Source organism: Pseudomonas sp. RIT-562 (genome assembly GCF_026241895.1).
Lineage (GTDB): Bacteria > Pseudomonadota > Gammaproteobacteria > Pseudomonadales > Pseudomonadaceae > Aquipseudomonas > Aquipseudomonas mandelii_F.
This window is the reverse complement of record NZ_JAPJIV010000003.1, coordinates 409915-431039: the sequence shown is the minus strand read 5'-3', so window position 1 is coordinate 431039 and position 21125 is coordinate 409915. Positions and strand designations below refer to the sequence as shown.

General features: G+C 58.5%; 24 protein-coding genes and 1 tRNA gene. 10 read left to right on the top strand and 15 right to left on the bottom strand.

Annotated features, from left to right (window positions below; all coding sequences use genetic code 11):
- Positions 1-7 precede the first annotated feature (7 nt).
- On the bottom strand, positions 8-781 hold the full coding sequence (locus ORL50_RS06810) for an ABC transporter ATP-binding protein (RefSeq protein WP_266011414.1): 774 nt from the start codon (positions 779-781) through the stop codon (positions 8-10).
- A 175-nt stretch (positions 782-956) separates the two neighbouring features.
- Here ORL50_RS06810 and ORL50_RS06805 point away from each other — a divergent pair, with 175 nt between their 5' ends.
- Complete coding sequence (locus tag ORL50_RS06805) at positions 957-1184, top strand: hypothetical protein (protein WP_266011412.1); 228 nt, start codon at positions 957-959, stop codon at positions 1182-1184.
- Positions 1185-1341: 157 nt separating this feature from the next.
- Entirely contained in the window at positions 1342-2733 is a 1392-nt protein-coding gene (gene gabP, locus ORL50_RS06800; protein ID WP_266011410.1) for a GABA permease, read from the top strand.
- Positions 2734-2811: 78 nt separating this feature from the next.
- Here gabP and vapC read toward each other — a convergent pair whose 3' ends face one another.
- The 5 genes from vapC to ORL50_RS06775 form a co-directional block, all read right to left on the bottom strand.
- Positions 2812-3219, bottom strand: a complete 408-nt coding sequence (gene vapC, locus ORL50_RS06795) for a type II toxin-antitoxin system tRNA(fMet)-specific endonuclease VapC (protein ID WP_266011408.1) — start codon at positions 3217-3219, stop codon at positions 2812-2814.
- Complete coding sequence (gene vapB, locus ORL50_RS06790; protein WP_266011406.1) at positions 3219-3449, bottom strand: type II toxin-antitoxin system VapB family antitoxin; 231 nt, start codon at positions 3447-3449, stop codon at positions 3219-3221. The genes vapC and vapB overlap by 1 nt, the downstream gene beginning before the upstream one ends.
- A 182-nt stretch (positions 3450-3631) precedes the next feature.
- Positions 3632-4084: a hypothetical protein gene (locus ORL50_RS06785; RefSeq protein WP_266011404.1), complete on the bottom strand. Its 453-nt coding sequence runs from the start codon at positions 4082-4084 to the stop codon at positions 3632-3634.
- Positions 4085-4090: 6 nt separating this feature from the next.
- On the bottom strand, positions 4091-4507 hold the full coding sequence (locus ORL50_RS06780; protein ID WP_266011403.1) for a hypothetical protein: 417 nt from the start codon (positions 4505-4507) through the stop codon (positions 4091-4093).
- A 38-nt stretch (positions 4508-4545) separates the two neighbouring features.
- Positions 4546-5502: an alpha/beta hydrolase family protein gene (locus ORL50_RS06775; RefSeq protein WP_266011471.1), complete on the bottom strand. Its 957-nt coding sequence runs from the start codon at positions 5500-5502 to the stop codon at positions 4546-4548.
- 218 nt (positions 5503-5720) lie between these two features.
- Here ORL50_RS06775 and ORL50_RS06770 point away from each other — a divergent pair, with 218 nt between their 5' ends.
- Positions 5721-6164 (top strand): carboxypeptidase regulatory-like domain-containing protein, encoded by a 444-nt coding sequence (locus ORL50_RS06770; protein ID WP_266011401.1) that lies wholly within the window; start codon positions 5721-5723, stop codon positions 6162-6164.
- A 124-nt stretch (positions 6165-6288) separates the two neighbouring features.
- Here ORL50_RS06770 and ORL50_RS06765 read toward each other — a convergent pair whose 3' ends face one another.
- From ORL50_RS06765 to ORL50_RS06740, 6 genes are all read right to left on the bottom strand, one after another.
- The gene (locus ORL50_RS06765) at positions 6289-6726 is read right to left on the bottom strand and encodes a hypothetical protein (RefSeq protein WP_416236006.1); all 438 of its coding nucleotides are present in this window, start codon (positions 6724-6726) and stop codon (positions 6289-6291) included.
- A gap of 233 nt (positions 6727-6959) precedes the next feature.
- Positions 6960-7035 (bottom strand) — tRNA-Phe (locus ORL50_RS06760).
- Positions 7036-7138: 103 nt separating this feature from the next.
- On the bottom strand, positions 7139-7411 hold the full coding sequence (locus tag ORL50_RS06755) for an oxidative damage protection protein (RefSeq protein ID WP_010464608.1): 273 nt from the start codon (positions 7409-7411) through the stop codon (positions 7139-7141).
- Positions 7408-8475, bottom strand: coding sequence for an A/G-specific adenine glycosylase (gene mutY / locus ORL50_RS06750; RefSeq protein WP_266011397.1), 1068 nt, complete (start codon positions 8473-8475; stop codon positions 7408-7410). The genes ORL50_RS06755 and mutY overlap by 4 nt, the downstream gene beginning before the upstream one ends.
- Positions 8472-10691, bottom strand: a complete 2220-nt coding sequence (locus ORL50_RS06745) for an AsmA family protein (protein ID WP_266011395.1) — start codon at positions 10689-10691, stop codon at positions 8472-8474. Before ORL50_RS06745 ends, mutY begins: the two co-directional genes overlap by 4 nt.
- A 78-nt stretch (positions 10692-10769) precedes the next feature.
- Positions 10770-11174, bottom strand: a complete 405-nt coding sequence (locus ORL50_RS06740) for an acetyl-CoA sensor PanZ family protein (RefSeq protein WP_266011393.1) — start codon at positions 11172-11174, stop codon at positions 10770-10772.
- A 223-nt stretch (positions 11175-11397) separates the two neighbouring features.
- Here ORL50_RS06740 and ORL50_RS06735 point away from each other — a divergent pair, with 223 nt between their 5' ends.
- The 6 genes from ORL50_RS06735 (at position 11398) to hisF (ending at position 16372) form a co-directional block, all read left to right on the top strand.
- Complete coding sequence (locus ORL50_RS06735) at positions 11398-13059, top strand: OFA family MFS transporter (RefSeq protein WP_266011391.1); 1662 nt, start codon at positions 11398-11400, stop codon at positions 13057-13059.
- A gap of 263 nt (positions 13060-13322) precedes the next feature.
- Positions 13323-13916 (top strand): imidazoleglycerol-phosphate dehydratase HisB, encoded by a 594-nt coding sequence (gene hisB / locus ORL50_RS06730; protein ID WP_007897437.1) that lies wholly within the window; start codon positions 13323-13325, stop codon positions 13914-13916.
- A complete protein-coding gene (hisH, locus tag ORL50_RS06725) occupies positions 13916-14554 on the top strand; it encodes an imidazole glycerol phosphate synthase subunit HisH (protein WP_266011385.1) in 639 nt (212 codons plus the stop codon). The genes hisB and hisH overlap by 1 nt, the downstream gene beginning before the upstream one ends.
- Positions 14555-14812, top strand: a complete 258-nt coding sequence (locus tag ORL50_RS06720; RefSeq protein ID WP_050682512.1) for a DUF2164 domain-containing protein — start codon at positions 14555-14557, stop codon at positions 14810-14812.
- 42 nt (positions 14813-14854) lie between these two features.
- Positions 14855-15592: a 1-(5-phosphoribosyl)-5-[(5-phosphoribosylamino)methylideneamino]imidazole-4-carboxamide isomerase gene (gene hisA, locus ORL50_RS06715; protein ID WP_201199840.1), complete on the top strand. Its 738-nt coding sequence runs from the start codon at positions 14855-14857 to the stop codon at positions 15590-15592.
- Between the two features lie 9 nt (positions 15593-15601).
- Complete coding sequence (gene hisF, locus ORL50_RS06710; RefSeq protein ID WP_007972752.1) at positions 15602-16372, top strand: imidazole glycerol phosphate synthase subunit HisF; 771 nt, start codon at positions 15602-15604, stop codon at positions 16370-16372.
- A gap of 34 nt (positions 16373-16406) precedes the next feature.
- On the opposite strand, the gene ORL50_RS06705 is transcribed toward hisF, so the two are convergent.
- The gene (locus tag ORL50_RS06705) at positions 16407-17936 is read right to left on the bottom strand and encodes a trypsin-like serine peptidase (protein ID WP_266011365.1); all 1530 of its coding nucleotides are present in this window, start codon (positions 17934-17936) and stop codon (positions 16407-16409) included.
- A gap of 197 nt (positions 17937-18133) precedes the next feature.
- On the opposite strand from ORL50_RS06705, the gene ORL50_RS06700 reads away from it, so the two are divergent.
- Positions 18134-18889 carry a substrate-binding periplasmic protein gene (locus ORL50_RS06700; protein WP_266011363.1) on the top strand — a complete coding sequence of 252 codons (756 nt, stop codon included), beginning with the start codon at positions 18134-18136 and terminating at the stop codon, positions 18887-18889.
- Here the strand turns inward: ORL50_RS06700 and ORL50_RS06695 are convergent, their stop codons facing one another.
- Positions 18890-20242: a Vps62-related protein gene (locus ORL50_RS06695; RefSeq protein ID WP_266011361.1), complete on the bottom strand. Its 1353-nt coding sequence runs from the start codon at positions 20240-20242 to the stop codon at positions 18890-18892. It lies immediately after the preceding gene.
- Positions 20243-20351: 109 nt separating this feature from the next.
- The gene (locus tag ORL50_RS06690; protein WP_266011359.1) at positions 20352-21125 is read right to left on the bottom strand and encodes a divergent polysaccharide deacetylase family protein; all 774 of its coding nucleotides are present in this window, start codon (positions 21123-21125) and stop codon (positions 20352-20354) included.

The window sequence follows — 21125 nt, the reverse complement described above, 5'->3', positions numbered from 1 at the left end:
AGCTCCGTTAGCGGTTGCTGGACATGAATTGTTTGCAGCGCGCCGAAAGCGGGTTTTCGAACACCTGCTGTGGCGATCCTTGCTCTTCTACCAGGCCTTGGTGCAGGAACACCACTTCGCTGGACACCTGGCGGGCAAAGCCCATTTCGTGGGTGACCAGCAGCATGGTACGGCCTTCCTCGGCCAATGCGCGGATGACATTAAGTACTTCCTGGACCATTTCCGGGTCAAGGGCGGAGGTGGGTTCGTCGAACAGAATCACCTTGGGCTGCATCGCCAGCGTGCGGGCGATGGCCGCGCGTTGCTGCTGGCCGCCGGACAGTTCGGCGGGGTAGGCGTGGCGCTTGTCCGCGATGCCGACCTTGGCCAGCAAGGCTTCGGCGATATCGATGGCTTCAGCTTTGCTTTGCCCGAGCACCCGGCGCGGCGCTTCGATGATGTTGTCGAGCACGCTCATGTGCGGCCACAGATTAAAGTTTTGAAACACAAAACCAATCTCGCTGCGCAGGCGGTTGATCTGCTTGCCGTCGGCAGCGACCAGTTCGCCGTTCTTGGCGGCCTTGAGTTTGAGCTCTTCACCGGCCACCAGAATCTGGCCCTGGTGCGGGTTTTCCAGCAGGTTGATGCAACGCAGGAACGTGGACTTGCCGGAACCGGAGGAACCCAGGATCGAGATCACATCGCCGTCGCGGGCGGTCAGCGAGATGCCTTTGAGCACCTCCAGCGAACCGTAGCGTTTATGCAAGTTGCGGATTTCAAGCGCGGGCGTGGCCTCAGCCATGTGCGTTCCTCATAGTGTGTTGCTCCTGCTGTTGGCGGCCTTCCTGGCGAGGCGGCCAAGCTAGCATAGCGTCTGAATGGCAGCCAACAGCGCTACGGGCAGTAAACGGATGTCATGTGGCAGGTTGTCGCATCGTCACAGCAGACTGTCGCCCTGCTATCAACCGAACAGGCGTTTGAACCCGTTCCGTAAGGAAAAAATGACGGCCTGCCGTAAAAAAAGGCGCGATGTTGCCAGCTTTGCCGGGGGGTTGGAAGCGTTAACCGGACAAACGTTCCTGATCTGCACTTTTATTGTGCGCTTGGCATTTTTTACTGTGTTTCTGGTGCGGCAAATCGTCTGGAAAGTGGGTCGGAGGGTAACGCTCTGGCAAATTGCCATTAATCTCAAGGACTTGCGATGACTGTCCGGTCAGCCTGAGAGCCCCGAGACTGGGGAGTTCGTAACATTTTGGCGCAATTATTGCGTGCAGAATAAGGAACGCCCCGTTGGTTTCTTTTTACGAGAGAGAACCAACGGAGAGCTCAATGCTTTCGCTTTTCCTTACAAAGGTAGTTTCAATGAGCAGTACCCCAAGTTCCAATGGCCTCGAACAGGGGCTCAAACCGCGTCATGTGACCATGTTGTCGATCGCCGGGGTTATCGGTGCCGGGTTGTTCGTCGGCTCCGGTCATGCCATTGCTGCAGCGGGCCCGGCCGTGCTGCTGGCCTACGCGGCCGCCGGTACCTTGGTGGTGTTGGTGATGCGCATGCTGGGCGAAATGGCCGTTGCCTCGCCAGACACCGGTTCATTTTCCACCTATGCCGATCGGGCGATCGGTCACTGGGCTGGTTTCACCATCGGCTGGCTGTACTGGTGGTTCTGGGTCTTGGTGATCCCGCTGGAGGCCAACGCCGCCGCAACCATACTGCACGCCTGGTTCCCGAATATCGCGATCTGGGCGTTTACGCTGATCATCACGCTGCTGCTGACGGCGACCAACCTGTTCAGCGTGAAGAATTACGGTGAATTTGAATTCTGGTTCGCGCTGATCAAGGTCATTGCGATCGTCGGCTTCGTGATGCTCGGTATCCTGGCGATCTTTGGCTTCCTGCCCACCAGCCAGGTCAGCGGCGTTTCGCATCTGTTTGATACCCAGGGCTTTATGCCAAACGGCATGGGCGCGGTACTGGCAGCGATTCTGACCACGATGTTCTCGTTCATGGGCACCGAGATCGTGACCATCGCCGCGGCGGAATCGAAGAACCCGGGCCAGCAAATCTCCAAGGCCACCAACTCGGTGATCTGGCGGATCGGCTTGTTCTACCTGGTGTCGATCTTCATCGTGGTATCCCTGGTGCCATGGAACGATCCCGTCCTGGCCAGCGTTGGTTCCTACCAGACCGTCCTTGAGCGCATGGGCATTCCTAACGCCAAGATGATCGTCGATATCGTAGTGCTGGTCGCAGTTACCAGCTGCTTGAACTCGGCGCTGTACACCGCCTCGCGCATGATGTTCTCCCTGGGCAAGCGCGGCGATGCACCGGCCGTTTCCAAGCGCACCAATGGCAGCGGCACGCCGTACTGGGCAGTGATGTTGTCGACTGCTGCAGCGTTCCTTGCGGTATTTGCCAACTACGTGGCGCCGGCTGCGGTGTTCGAGTTCCTGCTGGCAAGCTCCGGTGCGATCGCCTTGCTGGTGTACCTGGTGATTGCGGTTTCGCAACTGCGCATGCGCAAGCAGCGCGCGATCTCCGGCGAGAAAATCGCCTTCCGCATGTGGCTGTTCCCTGGCCTGACCTACGCGGTCATCGTGTTCATCGTTGGCGTGCTGACGATCATGCTGTTCCAGGAAGCCCATCGCGTCGAGATCCTCGCGACCGGCTTGCTCAGCGTGCTGGTGGTAGCTGCCGGGTTGTTCGTAGCGCGCCGCCGCAAGCAGCAGAAGCTGGGCGCTGCAGTGCTGAGCTGATGGGTAGCGAGTAATGCAAAACGGCCGCTGTCAGAGATGACAGGCGGCCGTTTTTTTGTGTTTGGTTGGTCGCGATACTTATTCGGCGATCACCCAGTCTTCTACGCGCAATCCAGACACCCTTTCGAACTCCCTTAGATTGTTGGTCACGACAATGAATCCACGCGAGCGCGCGTGCCCTGCAATCATTTGGTCATACGGGCCGATGGGGGTGCCCGCCTTTGCCAGCTCTGAGCGAATCATTCCGGTGTGCGCCGCCGCGTCATTATCGAAAGGCAAGACTTCAAGACGGGCCGCTAAACCCTCGACTACGGCAAGATTTTTCTCTGGGGCTGCCGATTTTTCAGCTCCATAAATCAGTTCCATCAACGTAACGGCACTGATACACAGCTGCCCGTTATGAAGGTTAAAAGCTTCTCGCACGACTTGAGGCTTGTTCTTGATCGTAAAGATGCAAATGTTGGTATCGAGCATGAACTTGAGCATCAGAACGACTCGCGCTCCTGATCGGCTGGTTGAGCGCGGTTTGCCATGAAATCGTTACTCGCGTCGTCTCCATCAAACCAGCTATCCCAGGTTTCCCCGGCAGGAGTGATGATTCGCGACCTTCCGATAGCAACGACGTCTACTCGCTTCACATCACTTGGCATTGCGACGGCTTTCGGAAGACGCACAGCTTGGCTTCGATTGCTCATGAAAAGAGTGGTCTGTTCCATACTGGTCTCCTCAGCTTTATTCATTCTTTGACAACCCAAGGATAGATTCTTGTCGGGATATGTCAACGGGATATACGTAACTGAGATTGCGGAGAAGGGTGAAACGGATAAATGGGATCTTCAACAAAACGGCCGCTGTCAGAGATGACAGGCGGCCGTTTTTTGTTTCATGGGGCAGAGTGTTACTCGCCCTTTTCTTCCTCTGCATCCAGCGCCTGGCGGTATTGGTCCAGCGCATTGCCGAAGTCGGTGATGAACTGTGGCTCGGTCAGCCAGGCTTGGGCGCTTTCGCGGTCGACGCCTTCTGCCCACATGCGGTAGTCGATCAACATGTCGGCGGCCAGGTGAGTGGCGGCCATGTCTTCGTTGTCGGCGTTTTCCATGTCCAGCAGGTCGGGATGCTCCGAGATGATAACCGCGAGCTCAGACAGCAGTACCTGCAGCATGTCGTTGCGGCTGACCGCTTCGGCTTCGTGCATCTTGCTGAACATTGCCAGGGTGTGTTCCGGGATCGGCTCGCCTGGATCGCCCAGGTCATCGTCCAGTGCGGCAGGTTTGCGCCCGTGAATGTTGATCTGCTTGGCTTTGATTTTTGCGCGCTTGGCGCGTTTCTGCTGCTTGTTCAGGGAGGCCATGGGAACTCAGTTCGGTTTCTGTGGGTTTCGGGCGGCGATGGCTTCGGAGGCGGCCAAGTAGTCCACCTGGAAGGCGGGGGATTCGATCCACGCCAGCGCGCCGGCTTCGTCGGTTTCGGTGGACCACTGGCGGTACTCGATCAGCGCGCCGATGATGAAGTCCGTGGCAATTTCCTCGCCTTCCTGCTCCAGCACCAGTGCGAGCAGCGGGTGCTCGAGGAACGCTGTGCACATCGCTTGCTGGCTGATTTTCTGCGCGTCGAGCATTTCCTTGAACAGTTCGGTCAGGTCCACCGATTCAAAATCGATGCGATCGTCGTTCGGGTCTAGCTCGACCGGTGCAGCCGCCCGTTGGGTGCGGTTCTGCTTGGCCTTGGCTTTGGCGCGGGTGGCGCGTTTTTGCTGCTTGTTGGCGGAGGCCATGGGGCGTCGTTCCGTATTTCGTTGAGTGGGCGCATCAGTCAGTTGCGTGGCACTAGCCGTCCCGGGGTGCCGGGGGCCAGTTCGCCGCTTTGCAGCCAGGACAATGCAATGGGCCATAGTGTGGCTTGGTATGCGCTACGAAAAAAGGCGAAATGTCCGACTTCTGCTTGGCCGATGTCTTCAGGGGCGATGCGCAAGTGGGTTTTGCGGCTGTGGGTGAAGTAGTCGAGCAGGCGTTCTATGGCCGGGATTGTGCCATAGGGGTCGTCGCTGATGCTGATGGCCAGGACTTGCGCCTTGACTGCTGCAAAGGTTTTGACGTGCAGGTCCCGGCCGCTCGGGCGCTTTTCGTACCGCGCGGTGGGTGTGCTCCAGTCACGGACGACGCCAGCCGGGGTGTCTTCCAGCCAGCCCAGGCGCTTGCCGGGGAAGTAGCCGCAGATCAGCGTCAGCAACGGCATCACCAAGTGCCACTTGGCGAACATGCGCCAGCGATGGGCGGGCGCATAATCGCGCCAGTAGGCGAATTGCGCGCCAACCGTCACCAGTCGTCGAATCGCCTTCCCCGAGGCTCCCAGGCCTGCTGCACAGCCTCCAAAGCTATGCGCCACCACATCGATGGGCTGGCCTGGGAATTCGCGCTGGGCGCGCTTGAGCATCGCCTCGAAGTCCAGGGCGCCCCAGTCGGACCATGAAGCCCTCAGACCTTTCAGCGAAGCGGGACGCGACTCTCCTATGCCGCGGTAGTCGTAGGAGATGACGTCGAAGCCATGGGCGTGCAGATAGTCGGCAAACCGCGAGTAGTGGCGGCAGCGCACGGACGTGGCGGCGTTGATGATTATCACCGGGCGCGCGCTGTCACGGACCGAGTGGCGCCAGGTGAAGCCGCCGAGGGTGAAGCCGTCTGCAGCGGTCTCGTTGAACGGTTCGCCGGAGGCGGGTAGCGGCGACTGGATTTGACTGGGGGCCAGTGAAGGCACGTCCTGCAGATTCATCGGCGTCTGACCATTGCGGGTAGCTGCCAACGATAGTCTTTGGGCGGCAGTTGGACAATCTATCCGGGTTCTGCAGGAACGCTCCCACAACCCCGCACGGTTCTCCAAGCAGCCTGTAGGCCAATTCGCAGTGAGCCCAAGGACTAATCGGTCTAGAACTTGAGTCCTCGCCTGCACATCCAATGCCTACAGGCTTCTACCGAAACCGGGAGTTACCCATGAAATCCGCATTCCTGCTTCCCTTCGCCGCAGTCGCTTTGCTGGCATTTCCGCTCATGGCGCAGTCCGCCAGCACTGAGCCGGTCGACAAGACAGGCGTGCAGATCCAGCGCGAACAGCAAAACGGCATTGCCTATCTGTCCGGTGGCATTGGCGAGGATGAAGCGAAAGCCATTCAGCAGGCGACGGGGTACAACCTGCACATGACTTTTTCCGTTGGCGCGCAGGGCAAGTTCGTTCCAGACGTCGATGTGGTTATCCAGGACGGCGGGGGGCAGACAGTGTTGACGCTCAAGCAAGCCGGACCGCTGGTGTACGTACAGCTACCGCCGGGCAAATACACGGTCATCGCGACTAGAAATGGCGATGAGCGGCGCAATACCACGGATGTGGGCAGTGCTGGCGCGCGTAATCTGGTGTTCAGCTGGAGCGGCAGTGAATAGCCGGATGTGAGTGGGCAAGGCCGCAATCAGCGAGTTCAAAGCTGTTTGCGGCCACAACGCGCCAGGATTATAGGTTTGCCCTGGCGCGATGGCTGGTTTGCTGAAGAATCACCTGGGGAATGACTTAGCGGATGCTGCGGATGTTGCCCTTGTTGCCTTTGACCGTTACGGAAACCTTTTTGAAAATGAAGTAGTTTTCTTCGTTCACTTCATAGCGAGGGGCAACGATCAGATCGGCTCCCGAGGATTTCACAGCCTTGTAGGCAGCGGCGGATTTTACCGCGCTGACCGGGTCCAGGCCCAGGCCGCTCAAGCCGCCGCTTTGGCCGCCGTAGGCGACGCCGTCGGCAAACTGCGAGTCGCCACCAAACTTCAGGAAGCCAAACAGGACGTTGACCGAGGACTGGCCGGAGATGGCGTCGCCAACGGCGATGTCGGCCTTCAGGTCAGCCTTGACGGTGCTGTCGATTGGCGAGGAAGGTTGGCTTTGATTGTAGCTGACGCAGCCGGTAGCGGTAGCGATGAGGGTCGACAAGGCGATGAACTTCACGATCGTATTCAAGAATGGTTCCCTTATTTTGAAACGTTAAATGCAGGCAGATTTGCTGCTGCAATAGTTTCGCTTTGTAAGGAGAGCCCAAACTATAAGACGCGTCCCTAAAGCGCGTCTGAATACGTGACTAGGAGTGGAGGGAAAAGGCCCTGGTGTGTGTAGGAAATTTCACGATGGCTGTGCCCGGTCAAATCCCAGGCATAAAAAAACCCTGAATCTTGCGATTCAGGGTTTTCGGTATTTGGTGCCCAGAGACGGAATCGAACCGCCGACACGGGGATTTTCAATCCCCTGCTCTACCGACTGAGCTATCTGGGCAACGGGGCGCATTAAACTGGTTTTTCAGGGGGTCGTCAAGCAAGTTTTCAAAAAAAATTTAATTATTACCGTCGCTTACGATCCAACCCCCGGGAAATCGGGATTATTCAGCCGGCGGAACGTAGCCGTCAGCCTTGGCGTATTCCTCGCCGGAGAAGTACTTGTCCATTTCGCCCTGAAGATATTTGCGGTCTTCGGCGTTCATCATGTTCAGGCGTTTTTCGTTGATGAGCAGGGTCTGGTGTTTCTGCCAGTCGGCCCAGGCCTTGGCCGAGACGTGGTCAAAAATATCCTGGCCTTTGGCGCCTGGGAACGGAGCGCGCTCCAGGGCAGGCAATTCTTCTTTGTACTTGCGGCACATGATGGTGCGGGTCATGACGACTCTCCTGCGTTCAATACGGCAGCCGCGCGCTCGAGCAAGGTTTTGACCGGGGCGGCAAGGCCCAGGCGCGGCGGGGTGGCGAGGTTATACCAGAGCCAGTCGGCCTCGGCCACGTGATGGCCTGCCTCCTGGACCTGGACCAGCCAGGGTTCGATGGATAACTGGAAGTGACTGAAGGTGTGTACCAGGTTCGGCAGGGCTTGTTGCTGACCCAGTTCCAGGGAGTGTTGAGTCGCCAGGTGTTGCAGGTCGTCCAGGTCATCGAGCTCTGGCAGGCTCCACAAACCGCCCCACAAGCCCGTGGAAGGGCGACGGTAAAGCAGGATCGCGCCTTCACCATTGGCCAGCATCGGCATCAGCGTACGCTTCTGTGGCACGGCTTTGCGCGGCTTGGGGATCGGGTAGCGGGTTTCCAGGCCAAGCATGTGCGCTTCACAACCCTTTTCCAGGGGGCACAGCAGGCAACTTGGCTTGCTGCGGGTACAAAGCGTGGCGCCGAGGTCCATCATGGCCTGGGTATAGGCGTTGACCCGGTCGTGGGGCGTGAAGCGCTCTGCGTTGGCCCACAGCTGTTTGGCCACCTTCGGCTCGCCCGGATATCCCTCCTGGGCCGTAAAGCGCGCCAGCACACGTTTGACGTTGCCATCGAGGATCGGCGCGCGCAGGCCCATGCTCAGGCTGGCGATAGCGCCGGCGGTAGACAGGCCGATGCCCGGCAAGTCGACGAGTTTCTCCACGTCGCGCGGAAATTCGCCGGCGTACTCGGCCACGATAATCTTCGCGGTTTTCTGCAGGTTGCGCGCCCTGGTGTAGTAACCCAGGCCGGTCCACAGGTGCAGCACTTCGTCTTCCGGCGCGGCAGCCAGGGCTTCGACCGTTGGCAATGAAGCCATGAAGCGGTCGAAGTAGTTCAGCACGGTGCTGACCTGGGTCTGCTGCAGCATGATCTCCGAGACCCACACCCGATATGGCGTGATGCCCTGCTGCCAGGGCAAATCGTGGCGGCCGTGGCGGTCATACCAGTCCAGTACTGCCGCCGAAAACTGCTCGGATCTCATCGCTTGAACAGCCCCTTCAGTGCGTTTTTCAGTTCAGGACTGACTTTGTCGCCAAGTTTTTCGTCGATTTTTTCGCTGATCTTGTCACCCGCGAGGCGGCTGGCGACCTGGCCCATGCGCTCGTTATCGAGGCGACAGGCTTTGGCGCCCAGCTCCAGCGGGCCGCGGCAACGCAAGGGCCACTCGATGCCGACGAACTTCTCGCCGACCTGGCAGGCCGGGTCAGGCATGTCGCTCTTGTCGCCTTCGACGATGATGCCAACCCGGTAGTCCATGCCCAGCACTCTCAGGTCGACGTCACCGTCACCATTGACGGTCATGCCCGGAATGCGCACTTTCAGGTCGGGATTGCTGGCGACGCCGTTACGGAAGGTCAGGTTGCCCTTGAGCTCCTGGAATGGCGTGTCCTTGCCCCGTGGCTCGCCGCTGAGGGTTTTGCGGTTGAGCGTGGCGATACCTTTGCACAGCTGCTGTTCGAGGTTGGCATTGAGCAGCACGCCATTGTTGATGACAAAACTGGCGTTGCCGTTCAGCGTGTCGATCAGCGCTTTCTGACTGTTACCGCTGCCCGTCAGGTTGCTGTTGAGGGTGACCAGACCCTTGATTGGCGGGTTCTTGCCCTGGCTTTCGAGGATTTTCTCGACCGGTACCTTGCTGATCTGCGTCTGCATATTCAGCGCCGGCACCTGCTGACGTACGTCGAGGGAGCCCTTGGCTTCGAAGTTGCCTTCGTACAGCTCGCCGCGCAGGTTTTCCAGGGTCAGCAGGCCATTCTGGCCGTTAGCCTTGAGTGCCGCGTTGCGGATTGGCAGCTTGTCGAGGGTGAGCTGGCCGAAGGTCAGGTCGGCGTCGATATCAAGTCTGCTCAGGCGCTCGACCGGCAGCAGCCGATCATTGCTCCAGGCGGTCTTGGTCGGTGCATCCGGCAGAGGTGTGCTGCCGGCGCCGGCCATGGCACTGGCTTCGGTGTTGGCCACTTCGGCTTGGCGCACTTGAGTAGTGCTGTTGGCTTCGGCAGATTTTGGTTTCAGGTAACGGTCGACGTTGAAGGAGTCAGCCTTGAGCACTGCACGCAGCGATTGCTTGGCGAAGTCCTCGACAGCGATGCGGCCGCTGAAACTGCTGTCATCGACTTTCAGGTTGATATTGTCAAAGGACACGCTGGTGGGTGTGCCGGCGATGCGGCTGACCAGTTCGACTTTGCTCAGGCTGCCTTCGGCCATTGCTGGCAGAGTCTGGCCGATGCTGTCGATGAACTTCGCCAGGTCGAACTGGGCGATCGACAGCGCGCCGTTGATCTGCGGCGTTTTGTCGAGGTCGTTGACCTTCAGCTCACCGAGTGCACGAAGCTGGTTGGCAGAAACCTTGATGCCGGTCCATTCGGCGACGTTCGCCGCTTTATCCAGCAGCAGCTGGCCCTGGGCGGCGAAGGTCATGGTCTTGCCTTGCAGCGGATCGCCGGCGACCTCGCCGGTAAGCTTCATGTCTTCGAACTTGTAGCGCTGCAGGGCGCGTTCGAAGCGCAGCTCGCCGTTCAATTCGGTACGAACCCGTAGTACTGGCTGATTGGTGCCGAGGAACGCTGTGAGTTTGACCGGAATATTGGTCGAGTCATGCACCGCGCCGGTACTGAGCTGGATGCTTTCGGCGCTGAACTGCTTGCCGGTCTTCTCGTCGCTATATTCAACCCGAGCGTTATTGACGGTCAGGCTGTCGATGTCCAGACGGATGGGCTGGGCCGGTTTTTCCACCTGGGCCGTGGTCTCGCCGGCAGGTTCGCCGGGGGTGGCAGCCGCAGTGGTCGGCGAGGCAGGGACCTTGCCGATATCTTCCCAATTACCGTGGCCGTCCTTGTCGCGGTTCAGGCGCAGGTTCAGGCCTTCGACCCGCACGTCGCTCATCTGCACTTCGCGGCGCAGCAGCGGCAGCACGCGAACGGACAAGCCAAGCATCTGCAGGTCGGCGAAGGGTTCGGTGGGTTTGGCCAGGGTCGCGACACTGGCTTCGTGCAATTCCAGGCCGAGCCACGGGAACAGGCTCCAACCGATATCGCCATTGAGCGTCAGCTCGATGTGGGCCTTGTCACGGGCAATCTGGCGAATCTCGTCTTTGTAGTCATTGGGATCAAAGAGGTGGGTCAGGGCAAAACCCAGGGCCACAATGATCAGCAATAGCCCGAGAAGCACCAGACCCAGGATTTTGCCGAACGCTTTCATGGGCGAGTCCTTGTAGTTAGTCAAATTCGAAATTCAGCCGGGGAGTATAGCGCCCCGGGGACAGTGATCGGTCGGCGATCACGTTGTCAGTTCATCCAGCGACAATTTCAGCTTGGCAGCCAGTGCCTGGGCTTCAAGATGGCCGGCGGGGGCCAGCAGGCGCAAGGTTGCACCGGCATCGCTGGCCATTTTTTGCGCCTCGTCCACCAACCGTTCGGCCACGCCGCGTCGACGAGTGATTTTGCGCACGCACAATTGGGACAAGTGCCACACGCCCTGGTGCCTTTGCAGGCGAGCCGCCCCTAGCAGTCGGTCATTGAAGCGTCCGGCGATCAGCGAGCCATCGCCCAGGCAGGCTTCGATCAACTGCAGATCCGATCCGAAAGGAGTGAACAGCCACTGCGGTGCATCCCGATAAATTTTCTGCAGGTCTTGCTGATCCTGGTACGTGGCTTCTTTCAGCGACTCGACAACGATCGGCATGGCGGCTCCATCGGGAAAAGAGATCAGATGACTTGCGAAAGGTGATATCAGATTGATTTTTCTGTCACGCGCAAATGGTAACCTCTGTTGGTACGCCCGTCCTTCTGCGGCTTTATGTCGCATCAAAATGGAGCTTCACCTGACAAGACAGTCATGCCTGCGTGCATAAAGGCTGAGGGTGAACAGTGGCTGGCGAACAATACTAATAATTGGGGGATACACAATGACCACGAGCATCACGGCTGACGGCATTGCCGGCCAGCCTGCGTTCCTGTCCAAGGAGCGCATCATCGCCAAGCCCGGTTTCAACCGCTGGCTGGTACCGCCCGCCGCACTGGCGATTCACCTTTGCATCGGTATGGCCTATGGCTTTTCGGTGTTCTGGCTACCACTGTCCAAGGCGCTGGGTGTGACCGCGCCGGTGGCCTGTGCGCCTGACATGAGCTTTATCTCGCAAATCTTCTCGTCCCAGTGCGACTGGCCGATCTCGATGCTCGGCTGGATCTACACCCTGTTCTTCATCTTCCTTGGTTGCTCGGCAGCAATCTGGGGTGGCTGGCTGGAACACGCCGGGCCGCGCAAGGCTGGCGTAGTGTCGGCATTGTGCTGGTGCGGTGGCCTGCTGATATCGGCGCTGGGAATCTATACCCACCAGATCTGGCTGATGTGGGTGGGCTCCGGAGTCATTGGCGGTATCGGCCTGGGCCTTGGCTACATTTCGCCGGTCTCGACCCTGATCAAGTGGTTCCCGGACAAGCGCGGCATGGCGACCGGCATGGCGATCATGGGCTTTGGTGGTGGCGCGATGGTCGGTGCTCCACTCGCTGCAGCCTTGATGAGTCATTTTGCAACGCCGACCAGCGTCGGCGTGTGGCAGAGCTTTCTGGTCATGGCGGCGATCTATTTCGTGTTCATGATCGGTGGCGCACTGTCCTACCGTGTTCCGCCAACAGGCTGGAAGCCTGAAGGTTGGACTGCTCCGGCGAAGAAAGCGGCTAATGCGATGATCACCCATCGCCACGTGCACGTGAATGTCGCGTGGAAAACTCCGCAGTTCCGTCTGGTGTGGCTGGTTCTGTGCCTGAACGTTTCTGCCGGCATCGGCATCCTGGGCATGGCTTCGCCGCTGTTGCAGGAAGTGTTTGGCGGCAAATTGATCGGAGTCGATCTGCCATTCGGCCAGCTGGACGCCGCACAACTGGCTTCCATCGCTGCGATTGCTGCGGGTTTCACCGGTTTGCTGAGCCTGTTTAACATCGGTGGCCGGTTCTTCTGGGCTTCGTTCTCGGACTACCTGGGTCGCAAAAACACCTATTTCGTGTTTTTCGCCTTGGGTTTCGCGCTGTACGCGCTGATTCCTAACCTGGGCCACCTGGGCAACATTGCGCTGTTCGTGGCGGCGTTTTGCATCATTTTGTCGATGTACGGCGGTGGCTTTGCGACTGTGCCGGCTTACCTGGCCGACCTGTTCGGCACCCAGATGGTCGGAGCGATCCACGGTCGCCTGCTGACTGCATGGGCGGCGGCAGGCGTGTTGGGACCCGTGCTGGTGAACTACCTGCGTGAGTATCAGCTGAGCATCGGCGTAGAGCGCGCGGCAGCGTATGACATCACCCTGTACATCCTGGCAGGCCTGCTGGTGCTGGGCTTCCTGTGCAATCTGCTGGTGCGTCCGGTGGCTGACAAGTACTTCATGACCGACGCCGAACTGGCTGCCGAACAGGCGCTGGGTCATGACAAAGGCGCTGACAGCACGACCGTGCTGGAGTGGAAAGCTGACCCGGGTACCAAGCCATTGGCGATTGCTGCCTGGCTGGTAGTGGGAATTCCGTTGGCGTGGGGGGTCTGGGTGACCTTGCAGAAGACGGCGGTTCTGTTTCGTTAAGCTTCAACGCCACACCCTGTAGGAGTGAGCCTGCTCGCGATCACGGTCCATCAGTCGACAGAAGTGTTGAATGTAATGGCCCTATCGCGAGCAGGCTCACTCCTACATTCGATCTATGCGTGGCGCAAATGGCTTGTATGGACATGTCTACCCGCCACACCCCCGAATTCACTCCGTCAGCGATATCACCTCCCATGTTTCTGTTTCCCGCCCGCGCCCCTATAATGGTTGCCTTTTTCGCCCAATGATTTGCGGAGCTGGTGATGGCCGAACGTATGGCGTCAGTCGAGCGCGACACTCTGGAAACCCAGATTAAAGCCTCGATCAACCTGGATGGCACCGGAAAGGCCCGATTTGATATCGGTGTACCTTTTCTTGAGCACATGCTGGACCAGATCGCCCGTCACGGGCTGATCGACCTGGATATCGTCAGCAAGGGCGACCTGCATATCGACGACCACCACACTGTGGAGGACGTTGGCATCACCCTGGGTCAGGCTTTCGCCAAAGCCATCGGTGACAAAAAAGGCATCCGTCGTTACGGCCACGCCTATGTCCCGCTGGATGAAGCACTGTCGCGGGTGGTCATCGATTTCTCCGGCCGTCCTGGCCTGCAGATGCATGTTCCTTACACCCGCGCCACAGTCGGCGGTTTCGATGTTGACCTGTTCCAGGAATTCTTCCAGGGCTTCGTCAACCACGCACTCGTCAGCCTGCACATCGACAACCTGCGTGGCACCAACACCCACCACCAGATCGAAACCGTGTTCAAGGCTTTCGGCCGCGCGTTGCGCATGGCAGTAGAGCTGGACGACCGCATGGCCGGGCAAATGCCATCGACCAAGGGCGTTCTGTAATGCAGACGGTTGCGGTTATCGATTACGGCATGGGCAACCTGCACTCGGTGGCCAAGGCCCTCGAGCACGTCGGTGCCGGCAAGGTCCTGATCACCAGCGATGCCAGTGTGATTCGCGAAGCCGACCGGGTGGTATTCCCCGGCGTCGGCGCGATTCGCGACTGCATGGCGGAGATCCGGCGCCTGGGTTTCGATTCACTGGTACGTGAAGTCAGCCAGGATCGTCCGTTCCTCGGCATCTGCGTCGGCATGCAAGCCTTGCTCGACAGCAGTGAAGAGAACGACGGAGTTGACTGCATCGGCCTGTTTCCTGGTGCGGTGAAGTTCTTCGGCAAAGACCTGCATGAAGACGGCGAACACCTGAAAGTCCCGCACATGGGCTGGAACGAAGTGAAGCAGACGGTGAATCACCCGCTGTGGCACGACATACCGGACCTGGCGCGGTTCTACTTCGTGCACAGCTACTACATCGCGGCCGCCAATGCGCGCCAGGTGGTGGGTGGCGGTCACTACGGTGTCGATTTCGCCGCGGCGCTGGCCGATGGCTCGCGTTTCGCCGTGCAGTTCCACCCGGAAAAGAGCCATACCCATGGCCTGCAATTGCTGCAGAACTTCGCCGCGTGGGATGGTCGCTGGTAAATGGCCGTCAAGAAGAAGCCACCGATCCTGACCCTCACTCCTGAACAGGAGAACGAGGCCAACCAGAAGATCAAACGCTTTATGGAAGATCGCTTCGAACTGGACCTGGGTTCGTTCGAAGCGGCCGAAATCCTTGAGCTGTTTACCCGCGAAATTGCTCCGCACTATTACAACAGGGCGATTTTCGATGTGCAGACGCACCTTAAAGAAAGGTTCGAGAGCATCGAAAGCGACTTGTGGGCGCTCGAGAAAAACTGATTTTCGAGCGAAGCTGAACAATCGAATTTGAAGGTTTGCCAGATGCTGATTATTCCCGCTATCGATCTTAAAGACGGTGCCTGTGTTCGTCTGCGCCAGGGCCGCATGGAAGATTCCACGGTGTTCTCCGATGACCCGGTGAGCATGGCTGCCAAGTGGGTGGAGGGCGGTTGCCGTCGTCTGCATCTGGTCGACCTGAACGGCGCTTTTGAAGGCCAGCCGGTCAACGGCGAAGTGGTCACCGCCATCGCCAAGCGCTACCCGAACCTGCCGATCCAGATCGGCGGTGGTATCCGCTCGCTGGAAACCATCGAGCACTACGTGAAAGCGGGCGTGAGCTACGTGATCATAGGCACCAAGGCCGTGAAGGATCCGGCATTCGTGGCTGAAGCCTGCCGCGCGTTCCCGGGCAAAGTGATTGTTGGTCTCGACGCCAAGGACGGTTTTGTCGCCACCGATGGCTGGGCTGAAATCAGCACCATTCAGGTGATCGACCTGGCCAAGCAGTTCGAAGCCGACGGCGTGTCTGCGATCGTTTATACCGACATCGCCAAAGACGGCATGATGCAGGGTTGCAACGTGTCTTACACCGCTGCGCTGGCAGCTGCCACGCGTATTCCGGTTATCGCTTCCGGCGGCATTCACAACCTGGGTGACATCAAGTCGCTGCTCGACGCCAAGGCACCGGGCATCATCGGCGCGATCACGGGCCGGGCGATCTACGAAGGCACCCTCGACGTCGCTGAAGCGCAAGCTTTCTGCGATTCGTACAAAGGCTGAGGACTGACCATGGCGCTGGCCAAACGCATCATCCCCTGCCTGGACGTGGACAACGGCCGGGTCGTCAAAGGTGTGAAGTTCGAGAACATCCGCGATGCCGGTGACCCGGTGGAAATTGCCCGTCGTTACGACGAGCAGGGTGCCGACGAGATTACCTTTCTCGACATCACCGCCAGCGTCGATGGACGCGACACCACGCTGCATACCGTCGAGCGCATGGCCAGCCAGGTGTTCATCCCGCTGACCGTGGGCGGCGGCGTGCGTACCGTGCAGGACATCCGCAACTTGCTCAATGCCGGTGCGGACAAGGTTTCGATCAACACTGCAGCCGTGTTCAATCCGGAATTCGTTGGCGAAGCGGCGCAGCATTTCGGCTCGCAGTGCATCGTTGTTGCCATCGACGCGAAAAAAGTCTCCGGCCCGGGCGAAACTCCGCGCTGGGAAATCTTCACCCACGGTGGGCGCAAACCTACCGGCCTCGACGCCGTCGAGTGGGCGAAGAAAATGGAAGGCCTCGGGGCCGGCGAAATCCTCCTGACCAGCATGGATCAGGACGGCATGAAGAACGGCTTCGACCTGGGCGTGACCCGCGCGATCAGCGATGCACTGGGAATTCCGGTGATTGCTTCCGGCGGAGTTGGCAACCTGCAGCATTTGGCCGATGGCATCATCGAAGGTCACGCCAGTGCGGTGTTGGCAGCTAGTATTTTCCACTTCGGTGAATACACCGTGCAGGAAGCCAAAGCCTATATGGCTCACCGTGGCATTGTGATGCGCTGATGGACTGCGGCTCGGGAGCAACTCCCGGCCACTGTCAGTCGGCAGCTTCAGGTTTGGGCGGGGCTTCCTCGAGTTTACCTGTCGCGGTATCCAGTAAATCGACCCGGGGCGCTGACGCCTGCCCCGACTTGTCGTAGGCGATGGAGCAGAGCTTGCCCGGAAGATCGTGTCCTGGAATGAAAAAGTCCATCTCCACGTTGTTCCTGTATTTATCGGGTTGGCCGCAGTCAGTCGTTGCCACGGGACCGTATTTGATCGAGTAGGTCCTGTGTGGCTCTTCCGCTTTCGCCAGACTCACCCAGACCTCGGTGGCTATCGACAGGTAGGGCGGTGTGGTTGGTTTGTTATCGAGTATTTCGACCGGCAGGGACAGTGCGTTTTTCATGAGTCCTGAATCGGGTTCCTGCTGCGCGGAGTCAACGCCGAGGATGCACAGGAAGTAAAACCCTGGCTCGCTTCCGATTTCGGAATTGATGAAGGCATCCTTGGAGTCTGCAGCATCGCTGTAGTGATGAGGGCTCTCACACTCCATCGCTGTTCGCACGGTTTTATGCCGGAAGAAGTCGGTACTGATCGAGAACCGATAATTCCAGGTAGGCGTCACCAGTGATCCGTCCCCCAGCTGTTTTACCCTTTGGTAGCTTTCCAGACTCGTTACGCCCGTGTCGACGGTGAATGCCGGGTAGAGCTGACAAGAGGACGGCGGTTTTTGTGCTATTCGTCCTTGCGCGAAACATCCGTTGAGAAAAGCCGTAGGGTTGCCATACACATTCCCCGGTACTGCCTGATAAACACCCTCCACTGGGGTGCAGGGCGCATTGTCGCGGCAGGGAATAATGCTCGCGTCAAAATTCCCTGTCCCGATCACACCTATGATCTCGTTGGAAGAGCGGTCCAGTAGTGGGCTTCCAGATCCGCCACCTCGTACGTCCTGGCAGCGCGTCATGAAGGTGTTGCGCCAAACCCAGGGGCCTTCAATGATTTCCTGCGAAGGTTGCAGGGTGCAGGCCGACATGCGCAATGTGCTCTGTTCAAAGTTTGTTGGTGCGCCGACGATCAGGGCGTCGATGCCCTCTGCAGGAGTTTCCCGCGCCAGCCTCAGTGGCTGCACACCGTCTTCGATCAGTTTCTCAAGGCTGACATCCAGTTCCACTATGGCCAGATCCACGCCTTGTATGCTGCGCCATGTCGTCGTCTTCAACGGGTAGCTCTTGAACCCGGAGCTGTCGGTGAAGTAGTTGAATGTGACAGTGCCGCTGATAGGGCTGTCAGTCACGATGTTGCCGTTGGTCAATCCAAGGCAGTGGCCCGCAGTCAGGACGTAGGCGGGAGCAGCGAGAAGCTCCAGCCCATCGCGCGTATCCAGGAGGGTCGCGGTACAGTTGTTTTGCTCTATCGTCAGGCGCCCGATTCCTTGCCAGTGATCACGGGCGCCATCGGTGTTGTCCAGGACTTGGGAGGGCGCAAAATTCTGCAGTCCCTCGCCAAAGTCGCTGCTGTTTGCAAGGGTGGCTGCACTCAGCGTGCACAGCGCGCTGGCCAGAAGTACGCGGGTCGAGTTCATTGAAAAGCATCTCTGATTCTGGTGATTGAATACCGTTGCCGGTCATCGCCAATTAATCAGTGGTGCGCGAGTAGCTGGTGGTAACTATGTATTTGGCGGGTAGCAAGGACGTGCTGGGCATTGTTAGCAAAAGGCCAGTAGACAGTCTGTCTAGGCCAAGGCACTCTTTGTCACGCCATGGATTTCGGTAAACCGACATGATCAGACGTTTGCTTATTGCCCTCGCCAGCGCTTCGCTCTTGCTCCTCAATGGTGTACAGGCTGCACCCAGTCCTGCTACCGACATGGTGCTGCTGACCGAAAATTTCCCGCCTTACAATATGGCGAAGAACGGCAAAAATTTTGCTCAGGACGAAAACATCAATGGCATCGCCACCGACATTGTTCGCGAGATGTTCAAGCGTGCCGAGATCACCTACAGCCTGACGCTGCGATTCCCTTGGGAGCGTGTATATAAACTCGCCCTCGAAAAACCCGGCTACGGCGTATTTGTGATGGCGCGCTTGCCTGATCGCGAAAATCTCTTCAAGTGGGTTGGGCCGATCGGTCCGGACGACTGGATCTTGTTGGCCAAGGCTGACAGCAAAATCAGCCTGGATACCCTGGAACAGGCGCGCAAATATCGGATCGGTGCATACAAGGGCGATGCGATCGCCGAGACGCTCACCAAGCAAGGTCTGAAACCAATTGTGGTGCTGCGTGACCAGGATAATGCGAAGAAGCTGGTCAACGGCCAGATCGACCTGTGGGCCACCGGAGACCCGGCCGGGCGCTATCTGGCGCGCCAGGACGGGGTTAGCGGGCTCAAGACCGTACTGCGCTTCAACAGCGCCGAGTTGTACCTGGCGCTGAACAGGGAGGTGCCGGACGCAACCGTCGCCAAACTGCAGGCGGCGCTGGATCAGATGCGCAAGGACGGAATGGTTGAAGAGATCATGGGGCGGTATTTGTAGCTATTGTTGACTGGTGTCCGACGCGGGCAGGATGTTCACTTCAACTGCAGCTGCATTGGGCCCCTCATCGTTGCGCGTCTCATTGACTGGGGCAGGATGGGTGGCCACTTCAGCTCCCTGTTCTCTGGGGTACTCAGTCAAATGCAGGCTGTTGCCGTCTACGTAATAGAGCTCGCACGGCACTTGAGATCGGTTTTCGCGCAGGAGTCGGTAGGTGCTGTGCAGTTCATAAGCCGCAACGGTCTTATGCGAGGCAACGATAGTTGCCACTTGTACGTTTTCCGGTTTCCCCCAACCGTTGGATGAATCAACGAAAGCGAAGTTCTTGTCGAGTCTTGCGGAGAACGGAGAGGGCATCGCGTTGGGCCACTGGCCGTCGATCACAATGGAGCTGATACGAGTGAATACATCTTGATTCGCCATGCTCTGTGGACGGTGTGCTGTCCATCTGAAGGTCTGGTTCGCGGAGCTTGCGTTTTTGCCATACCCGACAAGCATGTACTGATCTGCTCTCTCCAGGAAATAGAACGGTGAAGTGCGTAACTGTTCGATAGGACTCAGGTTGGGGTCTCTGATGACGAACCAGGGGAGCTTGGCTGTTTGAGTGATCCTGCTCGGTTCCAAAAGAGAGGGCTGGTCGTAACCCGAGAGTTCTGGAAGTGCGGGCGGTGGTTTGATCGCAAGCGGAATGGGTACTCGTAATGAATACGCATTGATATGTGTTTCCGGCTTGTTGTAAGTGCTCACGCCAATGAAGGTGCCTGGAATGCAATTGATTTCCCCGGCCATTGCAGTTGGTGGAAAGCAATTCCACGCGCTGAATGCGAGTCGGGCCCTACTGCCCTTGTCGTTCCAGATCGGATCGCCAATGTATGAGGGGATTACCAGGTCAGCTCGCACGCAACGGATGTCGCTTGCCAAAGGCATGTCGCGACCGTTGGAGCATAACTGCCCCAGCGCCACATAGCCGCTGGGAGGGATGGGGCGCCATATGGTGCAGCCTGCCTTCGCTGTGGAACCGGAATCGCTCCAGACCAGTTCAAAGTCGATGGGCGCGCGCAAAGCGGGTCCGTTGTTAGTTTCGTTATTCGATATTTCCCCCTCGCAGACGACCATCACCATGCGCTTTTCGTTGATGTTTTCGTGTCCTGCGGCGATGACGTCACCTAAAGGGAAGTAACCCGGAAGTAAATCGGGCGTAGGCGTCGGGCGCCAAAAGCTTGCAGGCTTCGCGCTTGAGTCATTACTGTCCCAGATACGGCGAAACTCGGTCGTAAAGTTAATGAGTAGATTGTCGTGCTGGATGGGGTCGATTCGTCTGGCGCCCAGTGTGAGATTGTCTTGGGAGTTCATATTAAATCCAGATAGTTATGAGTGCGATACAAGAGGCGTGGCCTGTTGCAGACCTAACTATCCGGAATGGAGAAGGGTACTTGGCGGTAACTATCTATCGACCAGGGTATTACCTGTAAACACCGTCTTTGCCATGAGCGACAGTGGCGCGATTGCCGCGCACGCTGATCATTTGCCTGATATCAATCCACTCGATTCCCTGAGCCTTGAGCTTGGGCAGTTCACGCTCCAGCACAGCCAATGTCTGCGGGTAAGGATGCCCGATCATCACGGCTGAACCCTGTTTGCGAGCCAGGCTGATAGCCGCCTGCAACTGCGCAAAGATCGCTTCTTCAGTGCGCTCGTCATCCAGGAATACATCCCGGGAGACGCTCGCCACGGCAGCCTTTTGCGCCTGTTGCGCGGCCACTGTCTGAGCGCTGGTGCGGCTATCGACGAAGAATTTGTGGCGGCGTTGCAAGTCCGCCATCAACCAGGCCATGGCGACTGGCTGTGCCGTCATTCGACTGCCCATATGGTTATTGATGCCGGCGGTATAAGGCACCATTTTGAGCGCGGCATTCAGGCGTTTCTCAAGCTCTTCGACGGGTAATTCAGGGTGCCAGGCGAAAGGACCCGTGGCCGGGTCCATGGGCATGTGCAGGATCACTATCTTGCCGGCGCGGTGGGCCTCACGGGCAAATTCGGTAGCGTGGGGCGTGTCGGGCATGATTGCCGCAGTCACGGGGCCGGGCAGGGCCAGCACGCGGCGATCCCGGGGCAGGTTTTGCCCCAGGTCGTCGATGATCAGGCTCAGGTAGGCTTTTGGCGCAGGGGTCGTGACGGGCGTCGCGTGGGCGACACCCATCAGGCAGCACAGCAGGGCAATCAGTTCAAGGCGCAT

Excerpts from the sequence above, each read along its gene's own strand:
- ORL50_RS06785 (WP_266011404.1), bottom strand. The coding sequence starts at position 4,084 with ATGGCCTCCCTGAACAAGCAGCAGAAACGCGCCAAGCGCGCAAAAATC.
- hisA (WP_201199840.1), top strand. The coding sequence starts at position 14,855 with ATGCTGATTATTCCCGCTATCGATCTTAAAGACGGTGCCTGTGTTCGT.
- vapC (WP_266011408.1), bottom strand. The coding sequence starts at position 3,219 with ATGCTCAAGTTCATGCTCGATACCAACATTTGCATCTTTACGATCAAG.
- ORL50_RS06775 (WP_266011471.1), bottom strand. The coding sequence starts at position 5,502 with ATGAATCTGCAGGACGTGCCTTCACTGGCCCCCAGTCAAATCCAGTCG.
- gabP (WP_266011410.1), top strand. The coding sequence starts at position 1,342 with ATGAGCAGTACCCCAAGTTCCAATGGCCTCGAACAGGGGCTCAAACCG.
- hisB (WP_007897437.1), top strand. The coding sequence starts at position 13,323 with ATGGCCGAACGTATGGCGTCAGTCGAGCGCGACACTCTGGAAACCCAG.
- ORL50_RS06700 (WP_266011363.1), top strand. The coding sequence starts at position 18,134 with ATGATCAGACGTTTGCTTATTGCCCTCGCCAGCGCTTCGCTCTTGCTC.
- ORL50_RS06740 (WP_266011393.1), bottom strand. The coding sequence starts at position 11,174 with ATGCCGATCGTTGTCGAGTCGCTGAAAGAAGCCACGTACCAGGATCAG.
- ORL50_RS06810 (WP_266011414.1), bottom strand. The coding sequence starts at position 781 with ATGGCTGAGGCCACGCCCGCGCTTGAAATCCGCAACTTGCATAAACGC.
- hisF (WP_007972752.1), top strand. The coding sequence starts at position 15,602 with ATGGCGCTGGCCAAACGCATCATCCCCTGCCTGGACGTGGACAACGGC.
- ORL50_RS06745 (WP_266011395.1), bottom strand. The coding sequence starts at position 10,691 with ATGAAAGCGTTCGGCAAAATCCTGGGTCTGGTGCTTCTCGGGCTATTG.
- ORL50_RS06780 (WP_266011403.1), bottom strand. The coding sequence starts at position 4,507 with ATGGCCTCCGCCAACAAGCAGCAAAAACGCGCCACCCGCGCCAAAGCC.
- vapB (WP_266011406.1), bottom strand. The coding sequence starts at position 3,449 with ATGGAACAGACCACTCTTTTCATGAGCAATCGAAGCCAAGCTGTGCGT.
- ORL50_RS06705 (WP_266011365.1), bottom strand. The coding sequence starts at position 17,936 with ATGAACTCGACCCGCGTACTTCTGGCCAGCGCGCTGTGCACGCTGAGT.
- ORL50_RS06720 (WP_050682512.1), top strand. The coding sequence starts at position 14,555 with ATGGCCGTCAAGAAGAAGCCACCGATCCTGACCCTCACTCCTGAACAG.
- ORL50_RS06770 (WP_266011401.1), top strand. The coding sequence starts at position 5,721 with ATGAAATCCGCATTCCTGCTTCCCTTCGCCGCAGTCGCTTTGCTGGCA.
- ORL50_RS06690 (WP_266011359.1), bottom strand. The coding sequence starts at position 21,125 with ATGCGCCTTGAACTGATTGCCCTGCTGTGCTGCCTGATGGGTGTCGCC.
- hisH (WP_266011385.1), top strand. The coding sequence starts at position 13,916 with ATGCAGACGGTTGCGGTTATCGATTACGGCATGGGCAACCTGCACTCG.
- mutY (WP_266011397.1), bottom strand. The coding sequence starts at position 8,475 with ATGAGATCCGAGCAGTTTTCGGCGGCAGTACTGGACTGGTATGACCGC.
- ORL50_RS06695 (WP_266011361.1), bottom strand. The coding sequence starts at position 20,242 with ATGAACTCCCAAGACAATCTCACACTGGGCGCCAGACGAATCGACCCC.
- ORL50_RS06755 (WP_010464608.1), bottom strand. The coding sequence starts at position 7,411 with ATGACCCGCACCATCATGTGCCGCAAGTACAAAGAAGAATTGCCTGCC.
- ORL50_RS06735 (WP_266011391.1), top strand. The coding sequence starts at position 11,398 with ATGACCACGAGCATCACGGCTGACGGCATTGCCGGCCAGCCTGCGTTC.